This window comes from Actibacterium sp., assembly GCF_055134745.1.
This window is the reverse complement of record NZ_JBSRVX010000055.1, coordinates 106,088-129,128: the sequence shown is the minus strand read 5'-3', so window position 1 is coordinate 129,128 and position 23,041 is coordinate 106,088. Positions and strand designations below refer to the sequence as shown.

The 23,041-nt window shown below is 63.9% G+C and carries 25 protein-coding genes; 12 read left to right on the top strand and 13 right to left on the bottom strand.

The window, feature by feature from the left end; genetic code table 11:
* Nucleotide 1: 1 nt before the first annotated feature.
* Complete coding sequence (locus tag ACTCHC_RS12120) at nt 2–1,558, bottom strand: divergent polysaccharide deacetylase family protein (protein WP_463022754.1); 1,557 nt, start codon at nt 1,556–1,558, stop codon at nt 2–4.
* 104 nt (nt 1,559–1,662) lie between these two features.
* Between ACTCHC_RS12120 and ACTCHC_RS12115 the strand changes: the two genes are divergently transcribed.
* The 6 genes from ACTCHC_RS12115 (at nt 1,663) to lexA (ending at nt 6,490) form a co-directional block, all read left to right on the top strand.
* Complete coding sequence (locus tag ACTCHC_RS12115; protein WP_463022753.1) at nt 1,663–2,244, top strand: anthranilate synthase component II; 582 nt, start codon at nt 1,663–1,665, stop codon at nt 2,242–2,244.
* Nucleotides 2,241–3,260 (top strand): anthranilate phosphoribosyltransferase, encoded by a 1,020-nt coding sequence (gene trpD / locus ACTCHC_RS12110; protein WP_463022752.1) that lies wholly within the window; start codon nt 2,241–2,243, stop codon nt 3,258–3,260. Before ACTCHC_RS12115 ends, trpD begins: the two co-directional genes overlap by 4 nt.
* Nucleotides 3,257–4,072 carry an indole-3-glycerol phosphate synthase TrpC gene (gene trpC / locus ACTCHC_RS12105; RefSeq protein ID WP_463022751.1) on the top strand — a complete coding sequence of 272 codons (816 nt, stop codon included), beginning with the start codon at nt 3,257–3,259 and terminating at the stop codon, nt 4,070–4,072. Before trpD ends, trpC begins: the two co-directional genes overlap by 4 nt.
* Nucleotides 4,069–4,551 carry a cyclic pyranopterin monophosphate synthase MoaC gene (gene moaC, locus ACTCHC_RS12100; protein WP_463022750.1) on the top strand — a complete coding sequence of 161 codons (483 nt, stop codon included), beginning with the start codon at nt 4,069–4,071 and terminating at the stop codon, nt 4,549–4,551. Before trpC ends, moaC begins: the two co-directional genes overlap by 4 nt.
* Complete coding sequence (locus ACTCHC_RS12095; protein WP_463022749.1) at nt 4,548–5,720, top strand: molybdopterin molybdotransferase MoeA; 1,173 nt, start codon at nt 4,548–4,550, stop codon at nt 5,718–5,720. Before moaC ends, ACTCHC_RS12095 begins: the two co-directional genes overlap by 4 nt.
* A gap of 80 nt (nt 5,721–5,800) precedes the next feature.
* Nucleotides 5,801–6,490, top strand: a complete 690-nt coding sequence (gene lexA, locus ACTCHC_RS12090) for a transcriptional repressor LexA (protein ID WP_463022748.1) — start codon at nt 5,801–5,803, stop codon at nt 6,488–6,490.
* Here lexA and ACTCHC_RS12085 read toward each other — a convergent pair.
* Complete coding sequence (locus tag ACTCHC_RS12085; protein ID WP_463022747.1) at nt 6,484–8,508, bottom strand: ComEC/Rec2 family competence protein; 2,025 nt, start codon at nt 8,506–8,508, stop codon at nt 6,484–6,486. The two genes, lexA and ACTCHC_RS12085, sit on opposite strands and share 7 nt — an antisense overlap.
* 79 nt (nt 8,509–8,587) lie before the next feature.
* Between ACTCHC_RS12085 and gltX the strand changes: the two genes are divergently transcribed.
* On the top strand, nt 8,588–9,991 hold the full coding sequence (gene gltX, locus ACTCHC_RS12080) for a glutamate--tRNA ligase (RefSeq protein WP_463022746.1): 1,404 nt from the start codon (nt 8,588–8,590) through the stop codon (nt 9,989–9,991).
* A 73-nt stretch (nt 9,992–10,064) separates the two neighbouring features.
* Nucleotides 10,065–11,360 carry a citrate synthase gene (gene gltA / locus ACTCHC_RS12075; RefSeq protein WP_463022745.1) on the top strand — a complete coding sequence of 432 codons (1,296 nt, stop codon included), beginning with the start codon at nt 10,065–10,067 and terminating at the stop codon, nt 11,358–11,360.
* Nucleotides 11,361–11,426: 66 nt separating this feature from the next.
* Here gltA and ACTCHC_RS12070 read toward each other — a convergent pair whose 3' ends face one another.
* The 8 genes from ACTCHC_RS12070 to murI all read right to left on the bottom strand — a co-directional run bounded on the left by ACTCHC_RS12070 (nt 11,427) and on the right by murI (nt 17,694).
* Nucleotides 11,427–11,885 (bottom strand): cytochrome c-type biogenesis protein, encoded by a 459-nt coding sequence (locus ACTCHC_RS12070; protein WP_463022744.1) that lies wholly within the window; start codon nt 11,883–11,885, stop codon nt 11,427–11,429.
* A complete protein-coding gene (locus ACTCHC_RS12065) occupies nt 11,882–13,849 on the bottom strand; it encodes a heme lyase CcmF/NrfE family subunit (protein ID WP_463022743.1) in 1,968 nt (655 codons plus the stop codon). The genes ACTCHC_RS12070 and ACTCHC_RS12065 overlap by 4 nt, the downstream gene beginning before the upstream one ends.
* Before the next feature lie 147 nt (nt 13,850–13,996).
* Complete coding sequence (locus ACTCHC_RS12060; RefSeq protein ID WP_463022742.1) at nt 13,997–14,137, bottom strand: hypothetical protein; 141 nt, start codon at nt 14,135–14,137, stop codon at nt 13,997–13,999.
* Entirely contained in the window at nt 14,134–14,676 is a 543-nt protein-coding gene (locus ACTCHC_RS12055) for a holin family protein (RefSeq protein ID WP_463022741.1), read from the bottom strand. Before ACTCHC_RS12055 ends, ACTCHC_RS12060 begins: the two co-directional genes overlap by 4 nt.
* The gene (locus ACTCHC_RS12050; protein ID WP_463022740.1) at nt 14,667–15,278 is read right to left on the bottom strand and encodes a holin-associated N-acetylmuramidase; all 612 of its coding nucleotides are present in this window, start codon (nt 15,276–15,278) and stop codon (nt 14,667–14,669) included. The genes ACTCHC_RS12055 and ACTCHC_RS12050 overlap by 10 nt, the downstream gene beginning before the upstream one ends.
* A gap of 60 nt (nt 15,279–15,338) precedes the next feature.
* Nucleotides 15,339–15,785 carry a cytochrome c maturation protein CcmE gene (gene ccmE, locus ACTCHC_RS12045; protein WP_463022739.1) on the bottom strand — a complete coding sequence of 149 codons (447 nt, stop codon included), beginning with the start codon at nt 15,783–15,785 and terminating at the stop codon, nt 15,339–15,341.
* Nucleotides 15,786–15,794: 9 nt separating this feature from the next.
* Nucleotides 15,795–16,823 (bottom strand): N-acetyl-gamma-glutamyl-phosphate reductase, encoded by a 1,029-nt coding sequence (argC, locus tag ACTCHC_RS12040; protein WP_463022738.1) that lies wholly within the window; start codon nt 16,821–16,823, stop codon nt 15,795–15,797.
* Between the two features lie 58 nt (nt 16,824–16,881).
* On the bottom strand, nt 16,882–17,694 hold the full coding sequence (murI, locus tag ACTCHC_RS12035; protein ID WP_463022737.1) for a glutamate racemase: 813 nt from the start codon (nt 17,692–17,694) through the stop codon (nt 16,882–16,884).
* A 240-nt stretch (nt 17,695–17,934) separates the two neighbouring features.
* Between murI and ACTCHC_RS12030 the strand changes: the two genes are divergently transcribed.
* The 4 genes from ACTCHC_RS12030 (at nt 17,935) to grxD (ending at nt 21,814) form a co-directional block, all read left to right on the top strand.
* Nucleotides 17,935–18,831, top strand: coding sequence for a LysR family transcriptional regulator (locus ACTCHC_RS12030; protein ID WP_463022736.1), 897 nt, complete (start codon nt 17,935–17,937; stop codon nt 18,829–18,831).
* Between the two features lie 125 nt (nt 18,832–18,956).
* Nucleotides 18,957–21,116 (top strand): phosphoribosylformylglycinamidine synthase subunit PurL, encoded by a 2,160-nt coding sequence (gene purL, locus ACTCHC_RS12025; RefSeq protein ID WP_463022790.1) that lies wholly within the window; start codon nt 18,957–18,959, stop codon nt 21,114–21,116.
* Nucleotides 21,117–21,163: 47 nt separating this feature from the next.
* Complete coding sequence (locus ACTCHC_RS12020; RefSeq protein ID WP_463022735.1) at nt 21,164–21,406, top strand: BolA/IbaG family iron-sulfur metabolism protein; 243 nt, start codon at nt 21,164–21,166, stop codon at nt 21,404–21,406.
* Nucleotides 21,407–21,451: 45 nt separating this feature from the next.
* Nucleotides 21,452–21,814, top strand: coding sequence for a Grx4 family monothiol glutaredoxin (grxD, locus tag ACTCHC_RS12015; protein ID WP_463022734.1), 363 nt, complete (start codon nt 21,452–21,454; stop codon nt 21,812–21,814).
* Here grxD and ACTCHC_RS12010 read toward each other — a convergent pair whose 3' ends face one another.
* Genes ACTCHC_RS12010 through ACTCHC_RS12000 form a run of 3 tightly spaced genes read right to left on the bottom strand, consistent with a single transcriptional unit; the run spans nt 21,815 to nt 23,014 of the window.
* Nucleotides 21,815–22,153: an MliC family protein gene (locus tag ACTCHC_RS12010; protein ID WP_463022733.1), complete on the bottom strand. Its 339-nt coding sequence runs from the start codon at nt 22,151–22,153 to the stop codon at nt 21,815–21,817.
* Entirely contained in the window at nt 22,153–22,518 is a 366-nt protein-coding gene (locus tag ACTCHC_RS12005) for a cell division protein ZapA (protein ID WP_463022732.1), read from the bottom strand. The genes ACTCHC_RS12010 and ACTCHC_RS12005 overlap by 1 nt, the downstream gene beginning before the upstream one ends.
* Nucleotides 22,511–23,014, bottom strand: coding sequence for a hypothetical protein (locus ACTCHC_RS12000; protein ID WP_463022731.1), 504 nt, complete (start codon nt 23,012–23,014; stop codon nt 22,511–22,513). The genes ACTCHC_RS12005 and ACTCHC_RS12000 overlap by 8 nt, the downstream gene beginning before the upstream one ends.
* Between the last annotated feature and the right edge of the window lie 27 nt (nt 23,015–23,041).

The window sequence follows — 23,041 nt, the reverse complement described above, 5'->3', positions numbered from 1 at the left end:
ATCATTTTCCGCGCAGAATGGCCGAGATCGGCGCCAGCGTGACATCACCCTGTCCGCTGTCCAGCGCCCAGGAAAACAGCGCCGTCACGGTTTCGGGCCTGCTGTGGCCGACCATCACCACATGCCCGTCCTGCCCTGCCTTGAAGGCGGCCCGGTCCAGATAGCGGCGGATGGTGGTGGCGCTTTCATCCTCGCCGTCCAGCACGCGGAAGATCAGCGCATCGGGCACCTGTTCAGAGGCGGCCACCTGGGCGGCGGTGTTCAGCCCGCGGTCATAGGTGATGATCCCCTGCCCGGTCTGATTGACGATCGCCGCCAGTTGCCGCAACAGCGGCCGGTTGGTCTGGAACCCGCCGGTTTCAGCATCCATGACGGCCACCGCTTCTGGGACGCGGGCCTGATAGGTGGCCATCATCACCTCAAGATCCTGCGGTGTGGCCCCCTCGGGCAGACCGCGCGCCAGCAAGACCACCTCGAACCCGGCATCGCGATAGGCGCGCATCGCCTGCGCGGCGTCGGGGCGGCTGGCGTCAATGGCGAAGGTCACAGGAAAGGAAAAGGTCGTCAGCGTGGCGCGGTCCAGCCCCTTGGCGCCTTCGTCGATCAGGATGACCGACAACAGCGGCTTGCCCGGTTCGGCGTCAAACGGCGCGGCATAGCGCGACAATGCGCGCAGGGCCGCCGTATCGGTCGCCGGGCTGTCGGCCTGCGCGGTCGCGGCCGGGTCGCGGCCGATGGTGGGCAGCCGGCCGGTCTTGACATCGGGCTGGGCGATTTCCTTGCCGGGAACCGGCACCCGCAAGGCACCGGGCGGCTGATCGTCGGGCACCGGGCCGCTGGCGCGGGGCGGTTCGGGCCGGATGACCGGCGGCAGGGTCTTGGCGGGCGCGGGCGCCTCGCTGCGCTGATGGGGCTGTTGCGTGCCGGACGGGGTTGTCGGCATGTCCGGGCGGGTCTCGACCGGCGGGGCGACCGGGACGGCGGATTCGGGCGCAGGCAGAACCGGCTGTTCCTGCCCCGGCACCGGCAAAACCGTATCGCGCGTGCCGTTGGGCGGCGTCATCGTGGCCGGGGTTTCGGTATCGGGGCGCGGGGCACTGGCGGTGGCGGTATCGGGTGCCGGGGCGGTTACGATCTGTTCGGCACTGGGTTGGGGCACCTTGGGCGCCGGGGCCGGCATGGCGGTGTCTTCGGTGCCCGGCAGGCGCGCCGCGCCTTCGGGGCGCGGACGGCTGAATTCGGACCCGGCGGGCAGCTCGACACCGCTGGCGCGCGGGGCCGGTGCGGTCGCATTCGATGTGGTATCCTGCGGATCGGCGGGCGCCTTTTCGGGCGGTGCGGCCTGGGTCAGCCTTGGCGTGGCCGAGCCGGAGGGCGAAACCGGCTGTTCGGCCGTGACCGCAATGGTGCGGCCCGGATGGCGCACCGGAATCGGGATCAGGACCGACAGCGCCGCCAGACCGGCGGCCATGACGATCAGCCCCCAGAAAGCCCCTCGCACAACACCCTGCATCTGCTCGTCTCCCAGAATATCCGCCTGCCCCGATGGCCGCTGCACCCTTGACCCCGGCGCGCGGCTCTGAACATGTATAGCCCGACCACGCGCGGGGTTCACCCCAAATTCACACAGCCCGGCCATCGGGATCAAGAACAGGCGCCACCATGCTGCTGCTGATCGATAACTACGACAGTTTCACCTATAATCTGGTGCATTATCTGGGCGAATTGGGGGCAGATGTCATCGTGCGCCGCAATGATGCGCTGGATGTTCAGGCGGCGATGGCGCTGAACCCGTCGGCGATCCTGCTGTCGCCCGGTCCATGTGACCCCGATCAGGCGGGAATCTGTCTGGCGCTGACGCAGGCCGCCGCCGAAACCCGCACGCCCTTGCTGGGGGTCTGCCTGGGGCATCAGACGATCGGGCAGGCCTTTGGCGGGCGCGTGGTGCGGGCCGATCAGATCGTGCATGGCAAGATGGGCCATATCGAACATGACGGCAGCGGCGTTTTTGCCGGGCTGCCCTCGCCCTTTGACGCCACGCGCTATCACTCGCTGGTGGTGGAACGCACCAGCCTGCCCGACTGTCTGATCGCCAATGCCTGGCTGGCCGATGGCACGATCATGGGCCTGCGCCACCGCGATCTGCCGATCCACGGCGTGCAGTTCCACCCTGAAAGCATCGCCTCTCAGCATGGGCACGCCCTGCTGCGCAATTTTCTGGATCTGGCGCAGGTGCCCGCATGAGCGACGCGCTAAAACCGCTGATCGGGGCCGCCGCGAATGGTCCGCTCTCCGCCGATCAGGCCCGCGACGCCTTCGAGATCCTGTTTCGCGGCGAGGCCACACCCGGCCAGATCGGCGGCTTGCTGATGGCCTTGCGCACGCGCGGCGAAACCGTCGATGAATATGCCGCCGCAGCCGCCGTGATGCGCGCCCATTGCAAGCACGTCCGCGCGCCCGCCGGCGCGATGGATATCGTTGGCACAGGTGGCACAGGCAAGCCCACCTTGCAGATATCGACTGCCACCGCCTTTGTCGTGGCAGGGGCCGGCGTGCCCGTGGCCAAGCATGGCAACCGCAAGCTGTCGTCGAATTCGGGTGCGGCCGATGCGCTGGCGCAAAATGGTATCAACGTGATGATCGGCCCGGAAGTTGTTGAAAAGGCGCTGAATCAGATCGGCATCGCCTTCATGATGGCCCCGATGCATCATCCGGCCATGGCCCATGTCATGCCGGTGCGTCAGGAACTGGGCACCCGCACCATCTTCAATATCCTTGGCCCGCTGACCAATCCCGCGGGCGTCAAGCGCCAGTTGACCGGTGTCTTTTCCCGTGACCTGATCCGCCCCATGGCCGAAACCTTGCGTGCCCTTGGGGCCGAACGCGCCTGGCTGGTGCATGGATCTGACGGCACGGATGAGCTGACCATCACCGGCCCCAGCCATGTGGCCGCCCTTGAAAATGGGCAGATCACCGAGTTTGACCTGCATCCCGAACAGGCCGGATTGCCCTTGCATCCCTTTGCAGCCATCACCGGGGGCACGCCGCAGGAAAATGGTCAGGCGCTGCTGGGGGTTCTGTCGGGCGCGCAGGGGGCTTATCGCGATGCGGTGCTTCTGAACGCCGCGGCGGCACTGCTGATCGCCGACAAGGTAAATACATTGCCACAGGGCGTTGTTCTTGCAATGGAAAGCATCGACAGCGGCGCTGCGCTTGAAAAACTGCGCGCCCTGGCCCGCATCACATCGGAGGCCGCATGACCCCCACCATCCTGGACAAGATCAAAGCGTATAAACTGGAAGAAATCGCTGCGGACAAGGCCAAGACCCCATTGGCCGAGGTCGAGGCAGCCGCCCGCGACGCCGACCCGGTGCGGGGCTTTGCCGATGCGCTGCATGCGGCGTCGCGCAACGGCTATGGCCTGATCGCCGAGGTCAAGAAGGCCAGCCCGTCCAAGGGCCTGATCCGTGCCGATTTCGACCCCGCGACGCTGGCCGCCGCCTATCAGGCCGGAGGGGCCACCTGCCTGTCGGTGCTGACCGATACGCCCTCCTTTCAGGGCGCCAAATCCTTTTTGACGCAGGCCCGCGCCGCCACCAATCTGCCCGCCTTGCGCAAGGATTTCATGTATGACCCCTATCAGGTGGCCGAGGCGCGCGCGGTGGGGGCTGATTGCATTCTGATCATCATGGCCAGCGTGTCCGACGCGCAGGCAATCGAGCTGGAGGATGCCGCCCTTGGCTGGCATATGGACGCGCTGATCGAGGTTCACGATGCCGCCGAACTGGAGCGCGCGCTGGCGCTGAAATCGCGCCTGATTGGCATAAACAATCGTAATCTCAATACGTTCGAGACCAGTCTTGATACGACGCGAACACTGGCCCGGCTGGTGCCCGAAGACCGGATCATCGTTTCCGAAAGCGGGCTGAATACACCGGATGAACTGGCCGATATGGCGCAATATGGCGCGCGCTGCTTCCTGATCGGCGAAAGCCTGATGCGCCAGCCCGATGTCGAAACCGCCACCCGCACCCTGCTTGCTGGCGGCGAAAACCGCATGGGCGGACTATGAACGACAAGCTGACCCATTTCGACGCCCAGGGCCAGGCCCATATGGTGGATGTGTCTGGCAAGGCGGTCACCGATCGGGTCGCCGTGGCCTCTGGTCATGTAAGGATGTCACCGGAAACGTTTGATATCGTTGTAAAAGGCAGCGCCGCCAAGGGCGATGTTCTGGGCGTGGCCCGGCTGGCGGGCATCATGGGCGCAAAACGCACCGCCGATCTGATTCCGCTGTGCCATCCGCTGCCCATCGCCAAGGTCACACTGGATCTGACCCCGGACGCCGCCCTGCCCGGTATCCGTATCACCGCCACCGTCAAGACATCCGGCCGGACCGGCGTTGAAATGGAGGCCCTGACCGCCGTTTCGGTTGCGGCGCTGACGCTGTATGACATGCTGAAAGCCGCCGAAAAGGGCATGGTGATTTCCGACATCCGCCTGCAGATGAAAGAGGGTGGAAAATCAGGTCGATACGAGGCGCAGCCGTGATTTCAGTCGAACAGGCGCTGGCGCAGATCTTTGACCTGCTGGCCCCTGTCGGCATCGAAACGGTTGCCCTTGCCGATGCGGCGGGCCGGGTGCTGGCCGCGCCGGTCACCGCGCAACGGACCCAGCCGCCCTTCGCGGCCTCGGCGATGGATGGCTATGCTTTGCGTGCCGCCGACATTCGCACCGGCGCGCGATTGCATGTGATGGGCACCTCCGCCGCCGGGCGCGGCTTTTCCGGGGCGGTTGGCCCCGGGCAGGCCGTGCGCATCTTTACCGGCGCGCCTGTGCCGCCGGGTGCCGATCACGTCGCCATACAGGAAGATGTGACCGCCCAGGACGACACTATCATCCTGGGCCCCGCGCCCCAGTCTGCCACGCATATCCGCGCCGCAGGCAGTGATTTTGCACAGGGAACGCAGTTCAACGCCCCGCGCCGGTTGCGCCCGGCCGATCTGGCGCTGCTGGCGGCGATGAATGTGCCGCACCTGCCGGTGCGCCGCCGACCTGTCGTGGCGATCCTGGCAACAGGCGACGAGCTGGTCATGCCCGGTGAAACGCCCGGCCCGGACCAGATCATCGCCAGCAACGGCTTTGGCCTGCGCGCCATGGTTCAGGCCGAAGGCGGCGCCGCGCGGCTGTTGCCCATCGCCCGCGACAGCGCCGCGGCGCTGAAGGCCGGGTTCGCCCTGGCGCAGGGGGTCGATCTGATCGTGACGATCGGCGGCGCGTCGGTCGGGGATCATGATCTGGTGGCGCCGGTGGCACGCGAATTGGGCGCAGATCTGGCCTTTCACAAGGTGGCGATGCGCCCGGGCAAGCCGCTGATGGCGGGCAGACTGGGCGATGTCACCCTGATCGGCCTGCCCGGAAATCCGGTTTCGGCGCTGGTCTGCGGGCATGTCTTTCTGCTGCCCGCAATCCGCGCGCTGCTGGGCCTGGGCACGGCGCCCGCCCCCACGCAACGCGCATCGCTGGGCATCGCACTGGGCCCCAACGGGCCGCGCGCGCATTACATGCGTGCCCGGCTGACCGCGCAGGGGCTGGTGCCCTTCGACAGCCAGGACAGCTCGCTGCTGCATATCCTGTCGCAAGCCGATGCGCTGATTCTGCGCCCGCCGCATGATGGCTCGCGCGCTGCGGGTGATCTGGTGGATTATCTGCCGCTGTAACCGTCGGGGTTGACACAAAACGGGAACAAGACTAGAACATAGCTGGATAACCATGGCCTTTCCCGACAAAGGAGCGCTGAATGCTGACCCGCAAGCAACTGGAATTGCTGGAATTCATCCAAAAGCGCGTCGCGCGTGACGGTGTTCCACCTTCGTTCGACGAAATGAAGGATGCATTGGATCTGCGATCAAAATCCGGCATTCACCGGCTGATCACGGCGCTGGAGGAACGCGGTTTTATCCGCAGGCTGGCGCATCGGGCCCGCGCGATCGAAATCGTCAAGCTGCCCGACACGATGACCAAACCCGGCTTTGCCCCCCGCGTGATCGAGGGCGACCGCCCCGCCGCCACGCCCCTGAATGCCCGGCCGGTGGAGACGTCCCACGCGATGGAACTGCCCGTCATGGGTCAGATCGCCGCCGGCACCCCGATCGAGGCGATCAGCGAGGTGTCGCACACCGTGGCTGTGCCGGGGTCGATGCTGTCGTCACGCGGCCATCACTATGCCCTGGAGGTCAAGGGCGATTCGATGATCGAGGCCGGGATCAATGATGGCGATATCGTCGTGATCCGTGAACAGGTCACCGCCGAGAATGGCGATATCGTCGTCGCACTGGTCGAAGGGTATGAGGCCACATTGAAACGATTCCGCCGCAAGGGCGAGATGATCGCGCTCGAAGCCGCCAATCCCGCCTATGAAACCCGCGTGTTGCCCAGCAATCAGGTCAAGGTTCAGGGGCGGCTGGTGGGGTTGATCCGCAGCTATTGAAATCCGGTCCAGGGGCGCCGGCCGGCAAGGTCGCGCACCGATGTGACCTGCGGCCCTGCGGGGCCATCGCGAACGGCCAGCGCGCCGCTGCGTGACAGCGCCCGCTGATCCAGCACCTCGCAGCCCTGCGGCGCATCTGCCAGCACGCGCGGCACGATGACCACGCCTTGCGCGCAGGCCGCGGCCAGCCGCGCCTGCCAGCCCCGCCCGGTCAGTATCGTATAGGTCTTGCCGCCGATCCAGGCGGTATCCCCCCCGCCGGGCCGCGCAAAGGCCTGGGCCTGCGGTGCGGGATCGCCATCGTTTTCCAGCCAGCTTTCGGCGGCAAACCCGTCGCCTGCGGGTTTGCTGGGCACCCGGCCCTGGGGGGTCATCACCCCAATCAGCCCGCCAGTATCGGCGATCAGCAGATCGGGCCGCGTGGTGGCCGACCATAACCAAAGCCCGGTCAGAACGGCCAGAACCCCGGCCCAACGGACGCGGCCCTGCCATAACATCAGCCACAGCATTCCGGCGGCGATCAGCGGCAGAACCGCGGGGCCGGGTCGGATGACGCCCCAGGTCGCCCCGTCCAGCCCCGCCACCCAATGCGCGACGCCCAGGATCCACATGATACCCCAGCGCATCACGGCCAGACCGACAAAGCCAAGCCCCAGCGGCCATAATGCCAGCGTCACGATGGCGGCAGGCATAACCAGCGCCCCCATCAGTGGCACGGTCAGTAAATTGGCCAACAACCCGTATTGCGAAACCTGGTTGAAATGCGCCGCCCCGATCGGCGCCGTGGCCGCCCCTGCCACCACCGATGAAATCACCACCCCCAGGACAGGGCGCATCCAGCGCGGCGGTCGCCACCGGTCTTGTGGCCAGTCGCGCAGAACCGCGAAGGCCGCCACCAAAGCGGTTGTCGCGGCAAATGACATCTGAAAACCGGCCTCGGTCAGGCTTTCGGGGGCCAGCACCAGCACAATCACCGCCGCCAGCGCCACGGCGCGCAGTGTCAGCGCCCGGCGGTCCAGCAAGACCGCGATCAGCATTACCGCAACCATGACAAAGGCGCGCTGTGTGGCCACATTGCCGCCCGACAGCGCCAGATAGGCCGCCCCCGCGGCCAACGCCCCGGCAGCGGCGATCTTGCGTGTGGGCAGGCGCAGGGCGATACGCGGCAGCGCCGCCATGATCAGCCGCAATGCCGCAAAGACCAGCCCTGTCAGCAGTCCCATATGCAGCCCCGATATCGCCAGGAGATGCGCGATGTTGGAATCGCGCAGCGCCTGCAATGCCGCCTGCGAGATACCGGCGCGATCACCGGTCAGGATGGCCGCGGCAAAGGCGCCTTCATCCCCACCGATCCGGTTGCGGATGCCCGCCGACAGACCCAGCCGCAGCCGCTGGATCGCAATGGCAGGGCCAGGCCGGTCGGGCGGGGCCAGCGTCACCACCGGGCTGCGGGTGTATCCAACGCCGCCCAGCCCGTCGAACCAGGCCTGACGCCGGAAATCATAGCCGCCCGGTTCGGCCGGGGCCGGGGGCGGCGACACATGCGCGGTCAGCGCCACGATCTGCCCCGGGGCGGGGTCGCGCATGATCTGCGGTCCGTGCAGGGCGATCCGGATCCGGTGCGGGGTGCGCGCGGGCGGCATGCCTTCCATCCAGACCTGATCCAGCGTCAGGCGGTTGGCATCCGATTGCGACCGGTCCATGTCGGTGATGCGACCGGTGACCGCCCCGTAAAAGCGGTATTTCAACACCGGCGCGGTAACATGATACGTCCGCGCGCCCGCCATCAGCAGCCCCGCCGCGACCAACGCCCCCGCGATCATCAGCGGCGCGGCCGCCTCTGGCCCCCGGCGCGCCAGGGCTGCACATAAAACCATCGCCGCCGCCGCCATGGCCCAGGCCCTTAGTCCGGGCTCTTGCGGCAAGGCGAAATACAGGCCGATCCCCATCGCCAGGCAAACCGGCACGAAAGGAAACAGATGCCCGCGCTGTGCCGCCAGTGCCCGCAGCGCCTGCATGGCTTGTCACCCCCTTTGCGATTGCGTAATCAGACGCGACGCTATGCCCGCAATGGTTTCCCAAAGGTTAACACAGCCCATGTCCCAGCCCCCGGTCGTCACGCGCTTTGCCCCCTCGCCTACGGGCTATCTGCATATCGGGGGGGCCCGCACGGCGCTGTTCAACTGGCTGTTCGCGCGGGGACGGGGTGGAAAATTCCTGTTGCGGATCGAAGATACCGACCGGGCGCGATCAACACCTGCGGCCACTGCGGCGATCCTGAAAGGCCTGACATGGCTGGGACTGGACTGGGATGGCGAACCGATCAGCCAGTTCGCGCGCGCCCCGCGCCATGCCGAGGTGGCCCATGCGATGCTGGCCACCGGCCATGCCTATAAATGCTTTGCCAGCCAGGACGAGATCGCCGAATTTCGCGAAACCGCCCGCGCCGAAGGCCGATCGACCCTGTATCAAAGCCCCTGGCGCGATGCCGATCCCGTCGATTACCCCGATGCGCCCTTCGTGCTGCGCCTGAAGGCCCCGCGCGACGGGGCCACCGTCATTCACGACCAGGTTCAGGGCGATGTGACATGGGCCAATGACCAGCTGGACGACATGGTTCTGTTACGATCCGATGGCACACCCACCTATATGCTGGCCGTTGTCGTCGATGACCATGACATGGGCGTGACCCATGTGATCCGGGGGGATGACCATCTGGCCAATGCCGCGCGGCAGATGCAGATCTATCATGCGATGGGCTGGGACATTCCCGTATTCGCCCATATCCCGCTGATCCATGGGCCCGATGGCAAGAAACTGTCCAAGCGCCACGGCGCGCTGGGGGTCGAGGAATATCAGGCCATGGGCTATCCCGCCGCCGCGATGCGCAACTATCTGGCCCGCCTGGGCTGGAGCCATGGCGACGACGAGTTTTTCACCGATGCCCAGGCCCAGCAATGGTTCGGCTTCGACGGTATCGGGAAATCACCCGCGCGGTTCGATTTCAAGAAGCTCGATCACGTGTCGGGCCAGCATATCGCGGCCATGTCCGAGGCCGAGCTTCTGGCCGAAGTGCTTATTTATGCGGCAGCCACCGCGGGGCCTGCGCTGACCCCCGCGCAGATCGACGGATTGACGCGCGCGATGCCTGCCTTGCAGCCAGGCTGCAAAACGCTCAAAAACCTGATGGAAAAGGCTTATTTTGTGCTGGGCAGCCGTCCATTCACCCCTGACGAGGCCGCCGCAAAGGCGTTGGATGCCCCGGCACAGGCCATCCTGGCCGAATTGACGCCGCAATTGCAAAATGCTAGCTGGACCCGTGAAAGTTTGGAAGCGATTGTGGCAAGTGTTGCCGAAACGCATGGCGTCAAGATGGGCAAGCTGGCACAGCCCCTGCGCGCGGCTCTGGCCGGTCGGACGGTATCGCCAAGCGTTTTCGACATGATGATTGTAATTGGCCGTGAGGAAACGATCGCCCGGTTGAATGACACACAGGGCTAGGACGCTGTCCTGCCAATGACCGATTTGCACAAACCGGCACCTGAAAACGCTGGTTTCTTGAAAGGGGACACGAATGGCTGAAAGCAAGAAAACCGCAACGCTGACCTTTGGTGACAAGACACTGGAGCTGCCGATCCATTCGCCCACGATCGGCCCGGATGTCATCGACATCACCAAACTGTATACGCAGGGCGGCGTTTTCACCCATGATCCGGGCTTTACCTCGACATCATCCTGTGACTCGACCATCACGTTCATCGACGGCGAAGAAGGGGTGTTGCTGCATCGCGGCTATCCGATCGACCAGCTGGCCGCACAGTCGCATTACCTGGAAGTCTGCTATCTGCTTTTGTATGGCGAACTGCCCACGGCCCCGCAGCTGGAAGATTTTGAATCGCGCGTCACCAAGCACACGATGGTGCACGAGCAGATGAACTATTTCTTCCGCGGCTTCCGCCGTGACGCGCATCCGATGGCGGTCATGGTCGGGGTCGTGGGGGCGATGTCGGCCTTCTATCACGACAGCACCGATATCAACGATCCCTGGCAGCGCGAAGTGGCGTCGATCCGGCTGATCGCCAAGATGCCGACCATTGCGGCCATGGCGTTCAAATATACCATCGGCCAGCCGGCAGTCTATCCGCGCAACGATCTGGATTACGCGTCGAACTTCCTGCGGATGTGTTTTTCGGTCCCGGCCGAGGATTACGTCGTCAACCCGATCCTGGCCCGCGCGATGGACCGGATTTTCACCCTGCATGCCGATCACGAGCAGAACGCATCGACCTCGACGGTGCGGCTTGCCTCGTCCTCGGGCGCGAATCCGTTTGCATCCATCGCGGCGGGTATCGCCTGTTTGTGGGGCCCGGCCCATGGCGGCGCCAACCAGGCCTGTCTGGAAATGCTGCGCGAGATCGGCACCGTGGATCGCATCCCCGAATTCATCGCCCGCGCCAAGGACAAGAACGACCCGTTCCGGCTGATGGGGTTCGGTCACCGCGTCTACAAGAACTTCGACCCGCGCGCGACGGTGATGAAGGAATCCGCCGACGAGGTTCTGGAACTGCTGGGTATCGAGAACAACCCCACCCTGCAGGTCGCCAAGGAGCTGGAGCGCCAGGCGCTGCAAGACCCCTATTTCGCCGAAAAGAAACTGTTCCCGAATGTCGATTTCTATTCGGGCATCATCCTTGAGGCGATGGGCTTCCCCACCTCGATGTTCACGCCGATTTTCGCGGTCAGCCGCACCATCGGCTGGGTCAGCCAGTGGAAGGAAATGATTTCCGATCCTACGCTGAAAATCGGGCGTCCGCGCCAGCTTTACACCGGGCATACCTATCGCGATTACGTCCCGGTCGAAAAACGCTGAACCTGAAATTGCATCGGTCGCCCTTCGGGGCGGCCTTTGTCACTGTGCGAAAGGAAAAAGCCGGTTTCAGCCGCCGGTCAGATCGCGCAGGCGGGCCAGTTCGGCAGGGCTCAGCGGTTCCGGCGCGGGGTCATCGCGGCGACGGCGCCCCATGACATAGACGCCACCGATCCCCAGCCCCGCGACCAGCATCAATGGCCCTGCGATCCATAACAGCAGGTTGACGCCACGCGCCGTCGGGCGCAGCAGCACATATTCGCCGTAGCGTTCCACGATGAAATCGACGACCTGTGCATCGGTGTCACCCGCCATCAACCGGTCACGCACCAGAACACGCAAATCATGTGCCAGGGCGGCATTCGAATCGTCGATATTTTCATTGCGACAGACCAGACAGCGCAGGCCCTTTGATATCTCGCGGGCGCGGGCCTCCAGCACGGGATCGGCCAGCATTTCACCCGGCTGAACCGCCCAAAGCGGCTGCACCGACAAAACCAGCACCAGAACAGCAATCAAACGTTTCATTCGGCGGCCACCGTTCGGGCAGAGGCCCGGCGCGCACCGGCGGCCACGCGCCAGCGCCGGTCAGACAGGCTCAGCCCGCCACCCAGCGCCATGATCAGCGCGCCCAGCCAGATCCAGTTGGCGAATGGCTTTACATAGCTGCGCACCGCCCAGCCGCCATCATCCTGCGGATCGCCGATGACCAGATAGATATCGCGCAGGAACCCGTTATCAATCGCGGCCTCGGTCGTGGGCATGGCCGCCACCGGATAGAACCGCTTTTCGGGATACATCACCGTCAGCTTGCGCCCGTCATGCCACAAGCCCATGCTGGCGCGCGTCGCGATATAGTTGGGGCCCTGCACGCGCTGCACGTTTTCCAGGACCACCTCATAGGCCCCCAGCGGAAAGCTCTCGCCGATCCGGGTGACCAGGATATCTTCCTGCTGCCAGGCCGTCAGCCCGGCAATACCGAAAATCGTGATGCCAAAGCCCGCATGGGCGACCACCCTGCCCCAGTCGGCCCGCGGCAGCCGCATCAGGCGGCCCAGCCGGTCGTCGCCGCGCCCGCTGCGCAACCACAGATCGACCGCCGCCCCCGAGACCAGCCAGGTGCCCAGGAACACCCCGATCGGCCCCACGGCGCTGCGCCCGGTCTGCATCGCCCAGACCAGTGCGCCAACGGCCAATGCCAGCACAAAGGCCCAGCGTAATTGCCCCAGCGCCCGCCCCAGCCGCGCCCGTTTCCATGGCAGGATCGCCCCCACCGGCAGGATCAGCGCCAGCACCACCATGAAGGGCGTGAAGGCCATGTTGAAAAACGGCGCGCCCACCGACAGTTTGCGCCCCATGCCGATTTCGGCCAGCAATGGCCAGATCGTGCCGGTGAACACCACCAGCGCCGCCACGGCAAGCAGGATATTGTTCAGCACCAGACCGGTTTCCCGGCTGACCAGCCCGAACACGCCGCGGGCCTGCATCGCGCCCGCACGCAGCGCATAAAGCATCAGCGCCCCGCCGGTGAAGGCCGCCAGAATCAGCAGGATGAACACGCCCCGTTCGGGATCATTGGCAAAGGCATGCACCGATGTGATGACACCCGAACGCACGATGAACGTGCCGATCAGCGAAAAGCCGAAGGCCATGATCGCCAGCAAAATGGTCCAGGCCTTCAGCGATTCCCGCTTTTCCACCACGATGGCCGAATGCAGCAGGGCCGCCGCGAACAGCCAGGGCATGAAACTGGCATTCTCGACCGGATCCCAGAACCAGAACCCGCCCCAGCCCAGTTCATAATAGGCCCACCACGACCCCAAGGCGATGCCGATGGTCAGAAACAGCCAGCTCAGCAAGGTCCATGGCCGCACCCACCGCGCCCAGGCCGCATCGACCCGGCCCTCGATCAGCGCGGCGACGGCGAATGAGAACGACATCGAAAGCCCGACATAGCCCAGATACAGAAATGGCGGATGAAAGGCCAAACCGGGATCTTGCAGCAGCGGGTTCAGGTCCTGCCCGTCGAAGGGCGGCACCGCCATGCGCAGAAACGGGTTCGAGGTGAACAGGATGAACGCGAAAAACGCCACCCCGATCGACGACTGCACCGCCAGCACCCGCGCACGCAGCGCCGGCGGCAGCCCGCTGCCAAACCAGGCCGCCAGCGCCCCGAACAGGGTCAGAATCAGCACCCACAGCAGCATTGAGCCTTCGTGATTGCCCCATACGCCCGCGAATTTATACAGCAACGGTTTGGCGCTGTGCGAATTCAGCACCACCAGCCGCAGTGAAAAATCCGACGTGACAAAGGCATGGGTCAAGGCCGCAAAACTGGCCGCGGTCAGCACGAACTGGATGGTCGCGGCCGGTTCGGCCACCGCCATCCATCCCGCCCAGCCCCGTTGCGCGCCGATCAGCGGAATCACCATCTGGACGATGGCCACCACGAAGGCCAGGATCAGCGCGAAATGTCCAAGTTCTGCTATCATGGCCTGACATTAGGGCCAGTTGCGCCCAACGCCAACGGGCAATCGCGCGGCAGATGGCCACGCCTGCGTGATCAGGGCGGAGAACAAGAAAATTCCCGAATTTTCTTGATACCGAAAAATCTTCGTGAAGATTTTTCGCCCCCCAGGTCAGCGCGCCATGACCAGCATTGCGCCTGCGGCCAGCATGGCCAGCGCCAGTGCCAGATCTTCATCCGAGCGCCGCCATTCTGACAGCCATGTGATCGCACTGAGGCCTGCCATAAGGGCGGCAAGAATCGCCGGGCTCATCTGCCGGCCTTCCAGTCGTTCAGCGCGGCATTCGGACCGCTTTGAATGACAGTATCGGGCGCATCATCCTGATCGGCCAGGGCGCGCAGGCTGCGCAGGTTATCAGCCACCGCCGGCACACGCGCCATGGTCTGCGCGATGGAGCGTTGAAATTCCTGCCCCTTGGCCTGATGGCGCGCGCCGAAATAGAAGGAAATGATCGCCCCCAACAGCCACCACAGCGGCTCTGGCACCAGGGCAATGCCCTGCATCCGGGCCGAAAACCAGATCGGCGACACCATCGCCGACACGAACAGCCCCAGCGTGCCCAGTGCCAGCAGGGGGCGCGGCAGGCGGTTCATGCCATCGACGATCCGGTCGAACAACCCGTGATCGGGCCGCGCCATTTCCGCACCAAATTGCGCCAGAACCGTCTTTTGCAGATCAAGCTCGCGTGCGGCTCCGGCCTCGGCGTTTTCACGAAACACCTGCGCTGTGTCGCGCAAAACATTGGTTCCATTGCCAAACAACACGGTCATAATTCCCCCGATCAACCCCATGATGCCGTCCTTTCGCGATGCTGTGCCGCGCTGAACCGATAGCGGGGCGCGATGAAATCTTCGGCGCGTGTGATCCAGCCGCCCTTGCCGCCATCGCGCCTGCGCGCGAATTTGCGGCTGGCCGGGCGGGCATCGGCCACGGCATAGTAATAATTCCGCCGCGCAATACCGTAGGCATCGGCGATATGGTCGGGCGCGGCGTTGGCGGCAGCCTGCGCGGCGGCGATGGTCTGCGCACCGATCACCCCATCCGCGCGCAGATCATGCCCCATATCGGCCAGCAGGCGCTGCAAGACCCGCACCGCATTGGCCCCCGCATTCACATACATGTCGAATACCGAAGGCTGCAAAACCGGTGGCAGGGCGTCGATCCGGGGGCGGCGGTAATAGTGTTCGATGAAGATCTGTTCGGCCTGGGCCGGGGTCAGGTGCTTGACATCGGCCAAGGTGACCTGCCCGTCGCCGGTGATATCCAGACCCAGGCGGCGCAGCGTGCCCAGCGTGACACCATGATTGGTCGCCCCGCCCGGATCGTCAGGGTCGTTTACGAAGCCGCCTTCGCGGGCGACGATCTGCCTTGCAATTTCTTCGACCGATAGCATGTGATCCCCGGCATTACGTGATACCGGGGAAATCTCGGGGAGATATGGTTAAAAACCTGCCTAGCTACCGTTCGGATCGACATAGACGCCCTGCTCCTTGAGCGCGTCAACAACCTCTTTCGGCATATAGCTTTCGTCGTGTTTCGCAAGAATTTCAGTGGCTTCGAACACACCGTTTATGTAACGACCCGTGCCGACCATCCCCTCTCCCTCGCCAAACAGATCCGGCAGAACACCGGTAAAGGTGACTGGAACACTGCCGCCGCCATCGGTGACGTTGAAACGGATGGTTTCGCCCTGCCCGCGGATCAGGCTGCCCGGTTCAACCAGCCCGCCGATGCGGAACACCTCTGCCGGGCCGGGCGGATCGGCCAGAACCTGGGCCGGCGCGCGGAAATAGTTGATACCGTCGCGCATGCCATAACCAATCAGCCCCGCGCTTAACCCCAAGGCCACGAAAGCCGCGATGATGACCTGAATCCGGCGTTTCTTTTTCAGCCCGCGCATCGCGTTCCCCTATGGAAAGACCGGGGCCAGCATCAGGCCCGTGGTTTCATCCAGACCCAACATCAGATTGGCGTTCTGCAACGCCTGCCCCGACGATCCCTTGGTCAGATTGTCCAGAACAGCCACCACGATAACCCGACCGGGGATCCGGTCGGCCATCACGCCGATATGCACGAAATTCGACCCCCTTATGTGGCGGGTCGAGGGAAGCTCTCCCATCGGCAACACTGTCAGGAACGGCTCTGCGTCATAGCGTGCGGCAAGGGCGGCGTGAATCGCATCGGCCTGCCCGCGGACATAGACGGTGGCCAGAATGCCGCGATTGGCCGGGATCAGATGCGGGGTGAACTGCACACGAACGGGGCGGCCCGCGGCCCTGGAAAATTCCTGATCGAACTCGCCCAGATGCCGATGTGTGCCACCCGCCGAATAGGCGTGATAGCCTTCGGACAATTCGGCATGCAGCAGGTTTTCCTTCAGCGACCGGCCCGCGCCCGAAACGGCGGCTTTCAGGTCGATGATGATTTCATCCAGATCAATCACGCCCGCCTCGATCAGCGGACGCAGCGCATATTGGCCGGTGGCCGCGTTACAGCCGGTGCCCGCAACCAGCCGCGCGGCGCGGATCTCATCGCGGTAAAATTCTGTCAGGCCATAGACAGCCTGCGCCTGCAATTCCAGCGCCTCATGCGGCTTGCCATACCATTTCAGATATTCCGCCGGATCGCGCAGCCGGAAATCGGCCGACAGATCGACAACCTTAAGATCGGACGGCAAGCCCTTGATCACGGCCTGGGATGTGGCATGCGGCAGCGCGCAGAAGGCCAGATCGACCTGCGCAAAATCAATATCCTCGATCCGCACCAGTTCGGGCAGATCGAGATGGCGCAGATGCGGAAACACCTCGGCCATCTGCATCCCGGCCTTGCGATCCCCCGACAGGGCGACGATCCGCATCGCGGGATGGGTCGCGATCAGGCGGACAAGCTCTGCCCCGGTATAGCCCGAAGCACCAAGTATCGCGATGTTATGAACCATGTCGGCGGCTTTCGATCAGTTTGATTGCTGATTTAAGGTTTATGGCGGCAAACCGCAATCATGCCGCCTGGAAATCAATCTTGCGTCCCAGAAACTGGGCGGCATGTTTTGAAACCGATTTGGGGTCGCCCGTGGTCAGGAACATCGATTCGCTTCCCTTGCCCAGTATGGCGGGATGCCGCGCCAGATAATCGGCCAGGCTATCTGCCACCAGGCTGGCTTGGGAAAACACCCGCACATCAACGCCAAGCGCATCCTGAAACACATGTTCCATCAGCGGATAATGGGTGCAGCCCAGAACGGCGGCATCGGGTTTGGGCATTCGGCGCAGCAGGGCCTCGACATGGCTGCGCACCAGGGCCTCGGCCAAGATTTCATCGCCCTGCTCGATGGCGTCAACCACACCGGCGCAGGGCTGTGCCTCGACATCGACACCGATGGCCCGGAACGCCAGTTCACGCTGAAAGGCGCGGCTGGCAACGGTGGCCGGCGTGGCAAACAGCGCCACATGCTTGACCGCCACTTCGCGCGGCGGGCTGTTATCGCCCCATTGGCGTTCCGTCAGGGCCTCGATCAGCGGCACGAACACCCCCAACACGCGCTTGTGCGACGGGATCCATTTTTCCTGCATCCGTTTCAGCGCGGCCGCGCTGGCGGTGTTGCAGGCCAGAATCACCAGATCGCATCCTGCCGCCCACAGTCGTTCGACCCCCTTCGTCGTCAGATCATAGATGTCATCGGCATCACGCACGCCATAGGGCGCATGCGCATTGTCGCCGTAATAGACGAAGGGAACATCGGGCAGCCTTTTGGCCGCCGCGTCCAGCACGGTCAGACCGCCCAGACCTGAATCAAATACGCCAACGGCCATTTGTCTTGCGCTTCTCTTGACTGACAAAGCCGCAACCGGGCGGCTTATACGGGTTCAACAAGCCCTCTTACGTCGCCCGGGAGCGAAAATCCATCGCTGCTTTGGGACGTGCTGCATAATGTATCAGGCCCGCGCCCGCGATGACTTCAGGCCATTCACGCCAAGTCTTCGTTTGCAATATTGCCCCCTCTGGGGCTAGGTACGCCCGTAAACGGTTATATTATTGGTAGAGAGCCACAAATGGATTGGGACAAACTTCGCATATTTCACGCGGTGGCCAAGGCGGGCAGCCTGACCCATGCCGGCGATTCCCTGCATTTGTCGCAATCGGCCGTGTCGCGCCAGATCAGGGCGCTGGAAGACAGCCTGAACACCACATTGTTTCACCGTCACGCCCGCGGGTTGATCCTGACGGAACAGGGCGAATTGCTGTATGACGCGACCATCGCGATCTCGAAGCGGCTGGATACTGCCGAAGCCCGCATCCGCGACACCGAGGATGAGGTTTTCGGTGAATTGCGCGTGACGACAACCACCGGTTTCGGCACGCTGTGGCTGGCGCCGCGCCTGCCCAAGCTCTACGAGAAATTCCCCGATCTGAAGATCGACCTGATGCTGGAAGAACGGGTGCTGGACCTGCCCATGCGCGAGGCCGATGTGGCCATCCGGCTGAAAGAACCCAGCCAGGCCGACCTGATCCGCAAGCGGCTGATGACCGTGCGCATGCGACTTTATGCAACGCCCAAATACCTTGCCGAACGCGGCACGCTGGAACGGATGAGCGATCTTTCCCGCCACCGGCTGATCTGTCAAAGCCCGGCCACCGCGCAGGTCGCCGCGGGGGCGCAACTGGTGCAGGAACTGATGACCTATAACATTCCATCAACCCTGACGGTGAATAACTATTTCGGGGTGTTGCAGGCCGTTCTGAACAATCTTGGGATCGGTGTCCTGCCCGATTACCTGACAGATGATTTTCCCGATCTGATCCGGGTTCTGCCCGATATAGAAAGTGGCGAGGTGCCCGCCTTTCTGGCCTATCCAGAAGAGCTGCGCCAATCCAAAAGGGTCGCCGCCTTCCGCGATTTCGTTCTGGAAGAAATTTTCGAGCACCGCAAACGGCTCAAGGAAGCCTGATACCAAGATTGCCCTGACCGGTGGCAATGGTGCATGGCTGGCGCGGCCTTGTGCCCTATCCCCCTTTTCCCCCGCCGCCGCATGGCATAAGAGGCAAGACAAACGGACCGCCGGGGAACCTGATGATGCAAGAGCCGCAGATTGATGACGCGCTGATCGCCGCCCATGGGCTGAAGCCCGACGAATATGCCCGCATCATCCAACTGCTGAACCGCGAACCGACATTCACCGAACTGGGCATCTTTTCGGCGATGTGGAACGAGCATTGTTCGTATAAATCGTCCAAGAAATGGCTGCGCACCCTGCCCACCACCGGCCCGCAGGTCATCTGCGGCCCCGGCGAAAATGCCGGCGTGGTTGATATTGGCGACGGTCAGGCCGTGGTCTTCAAGATGGAAAGCCACAACCACCCCAGCTATATCGAGCCCTATCAGGGCGCGGCCACCGGCGTCGGCGGCATCCTGCGCGATGTGTTCACCATGGGCGCGCGGCCCATTGCGGCGATGAATTCGCTGTCCTTTGGCGAGATCAGCCACCCCAAGACGCGCCAGTTGGTCAATGGCGTGGTCGAGGGCGTCGGTGGATACGGCAACTGTTTCGGCGTGCCGACCGTGGGCGGCGAGGTGCGTTTTCACCGCGCCTATAACGGCAACTGCCTGGTCAATGCCTTTGCCGCCGGTCTGGCCGATGCCGACAATATCTTTTATTCGGCGGCCTCGGGCGTCGGTATGCCGGTCGTCTATCTGGGCGCGAAAACCGGGCGTGACGGCGTTGGCGGCGCCACCATGGCCAGCGCCGAGTTCGATGACACGATCGAGGAAAAGCGCCCCACCGTGCAGGTCGGCGATCCGTTCACCGAAAAGCGCCTGCTCGAGGCCTGTCTGGAACTGATGGCTTCGGGGGCCGTGATTTCCATTCAGGACATGGGGGCGGCCGGTCTGACCTGTTCGGCGGTTGAAATGGGCGACAAGGGCGATCTGGGCGTGCGGCTGGATCTGGAAAAGGTGCCCTGCCGCGAAACCGGCATGACCGCCTATGAGATGATGCTGTCGGAATCCCAGGAACGGATGCTGATGGTGCTGCGCCCGGAACGCGAGGCGCAGGCCAAGGCGATCTTTGACAAATGGGATCTGGATTTCGCCATTGTCGGCGAAACAATCGACGAAGATCGTTTCCTGATCATGCATAATGGCATCTGCAAGGCCGATCTGCCCCTGAAGGCGCTGTCGGGCACCGCGCCCGAATACGACCGCCCCTGGGTCGAAACCCCGGCCCCCGCCCCGATGGACCCGGTGCCGGGCATTGATCCGATTGACGGGCTGCGCGCCCTGATCGGATCGCCCAATTACGCCGCCAAAAACTGGGTCTTTGAACAATATGATGCCCAGGTCATGGGCGACACCGTGCGCATCCCCGGCCTTGGCGCGGGCGTGGTGCGGGTGCATGGCACCGACAAGGCGCTGGCCTTCACCTCTGATGTCACCCCGCGTTATGTCAAGGCCAACCCGGTCGAGGGCGGCAAACAGGCGGTGGCCGAGGCGTATCGCAACCTGTGTGCCGTGGGCGCGCGCCCGCTGGCCACCACCGACAACCTGAATTTCGGCAATCCCGAAAAGCCGGAAATCATGGGCCAGTTCGTCGGCGCCATCAAAGGCATCGGTGCAGCCTGTCTGGCGCTGGATACGCCGATCGTGTCGGGCAATGTGTCGCTTTACAATGAAACCGACGGCACGGGCATTCTGCCGACGCCCACGATCTGTGCCGTTGGTCTGCTCGATCATCTGGACGATCTGATCGCGGGCCTGCCGCGCGCTGGCGATCTGGCGCTGCTGGTCGGGGAAACGCGCGGCCATCTGGGCCAGTCGGCCTTGCTGGCCGAGGTGTTTCACCGCGAAGACGGCGACGCGCCGCATGTCGATCTGGCGGCCGAACGGCGCAATGGCGAGTTCATCCGCGCCAATCGCGCCCTGATCGGGGCCTGCACCGACCTGTCGGATGGCGGATTGGCGCTGGCCGCGTTCGAAATGGCCGAAGGTGCCGGTCTGGGCCTGCATCTGGACGCGGGCGACACCCCGACCCTCTTTGCCGAGGATCAGGCGCGCTATCTGATCGCCTGCACCTTCGATCAGGCCGAAGCGCTGATGGTGGCCGCAGGCAAGGCCGGCGTTCCGATTGCCACCGTTGGCCGGTTCGGCGGCGATACCGTCCGGCTGGGCGACAGCAGCGCACCGCTGGCGGATTTGTCCGCGCTCTATCGCGGCGCCTTTGCGGCGGCAGTTGCGTGATGGTGCGCGCGCGCCTACATTTGGATGCAGGATAAGGAAGACCGGCCATGGCAATCGAAGCACAGGAAATCGAAGAGCTGATCCGGGCGCGGTTCCCGCAGGCCCGCATCACGATCACCGATCTGGCGGGCGACGGCAATCACTGGGCCGCCGAAGTGATCGATGAAAGCTTTCGCGGCCTGAACCGGGTCCAGCAGCAACGCGCGGTCTATGCCGCGCTGAAGGACAAGATGGCTGGCAGCAATGGCGCGCTGCATGCGCTGGCGCTGACGACCAAGGCACCGGATTAGAAACAGAAGGGTCCCGCGCGCGGGCCAAGGATGAAGGAGCCGGAAATGGCAGATGTCAAAGCCTTGATCGAACAGACCGTGACCACCAATGATGTGGTTCTGTTCATGAAGGGCACCAAAGAGATGCCGCAATGCGGGTTTTCATCCCGCGTCGCCGGGGTGCTGAACTATATGGGCGTGACGTTCGCCGATGTGAACGTGCTAGCCGATGCCGAGATCCGGCAGGGGATCAAGGACTATTCCGACTGGCCCACCGTGCCCCAGCTTTACGTCAAGGGCGAGTTTGTCGGCGGCTGCGATATCGTCACCGAAATGACCCTGTCGGGTGAGCTGGACCAGCTTTTTGACGCCAAGGGCGTCAGCTATGACAAGGACGCCGCCGCAAAGATCCGCGAAGCCAACGGCTGATCAGTCTTCGATGCGGCAGTCGTGTAACAGGAACACCTCTTCCGTCAGGTCCGCATCGAACCATGACAGCATCGCCGTGTCGCCCTTGGTCCACCAGGTATATCCCGACTGGCCGGCAGGTGATGTATAGCGCACTGCCGATCCCGAAACGGCCTGCTTCAGGATCACCAAGCGGCCTTCGGCCTGAATGACGGCATATGAAACCTGATCGGCGGTGATATAGGCCGCTTCGATCACGACACCGCGTTCACAGGAATATCTTGTTTGCATCGCCTGGGGGTCGGCCAGCGCTGCGGCTGGCAAAACCCCCAACACCCCCACCAGAGCAAGCGAACGCATCACGCCGATACGTGTTCTTCGATCGCCTCTGCCAGGGCCTCGGCGCGGGCGGCAAGTTCGGCCATGGTATCTGTAATCTCGGACGGGATTACCGGCACTTCGACACGGGTGGGCGCCGCGCCCTGTGCCTGCGAAGCGGCGGCTTCGGCGGCGCTCAGGCGTTCCTGCAGGCCAGATGTCTTGTCCGCCAGCATCAGCCCGGCCATCAGCAGCATCCGTGATTCCGGCAGCCGGCCGATCTGGCTGACAAGGGTGGAAGCCTCGGCATCCAGCAGGTTGGCCGCGGCACGAAGGAACGGTTCCTCGCCCGCCTGACAGGCCACCTCGAATGTGCGGCCGCCGATGGTGATATCAACGTCAGGCATTCGCGGTCTCCTCGATCAGGGGGGCCAGTTCGCCGATGATTTCATCCAGTTCGTTACGGTCGCCTTCGCGCAGGCTGCGCAAGGCGTCCAGTTCGGCCATCATCGACTTGTTGATCAGATGCGCATCGCCCAGCCCTTCGGCATTGGCATCGCGCAGCGCCTTGTTATTGGCGCGCAACTGGGCATTGACACGCCGCAGGCGGCTGATTTCCTCATCCGCAACCTGGGCACGCGCCGTCAGCTTGGCCACGCGGGCCTCAAGAACCGAAATATGGCTGTCCTGCTTGTCGCGAATCGCCTTGACCCGCTCTTCCAGCTGGGCATTCGCAGATCTTTCGGCATCAAGCGCATCGCGAAGCGCCTGCAACTCGGCCTCATTGGCCACCGGTTGCGGCGCGTCATCCGTCTGGCGGGCATCAATCAGCCCCTGCGCGCCGCGCGCGATGCGTTCCAGCGCGGCGGTGATCCGACCTTCAAGTTCTTTGATATCGCTCATTTCTTGCCCGTCCACGGGTTTGTCATT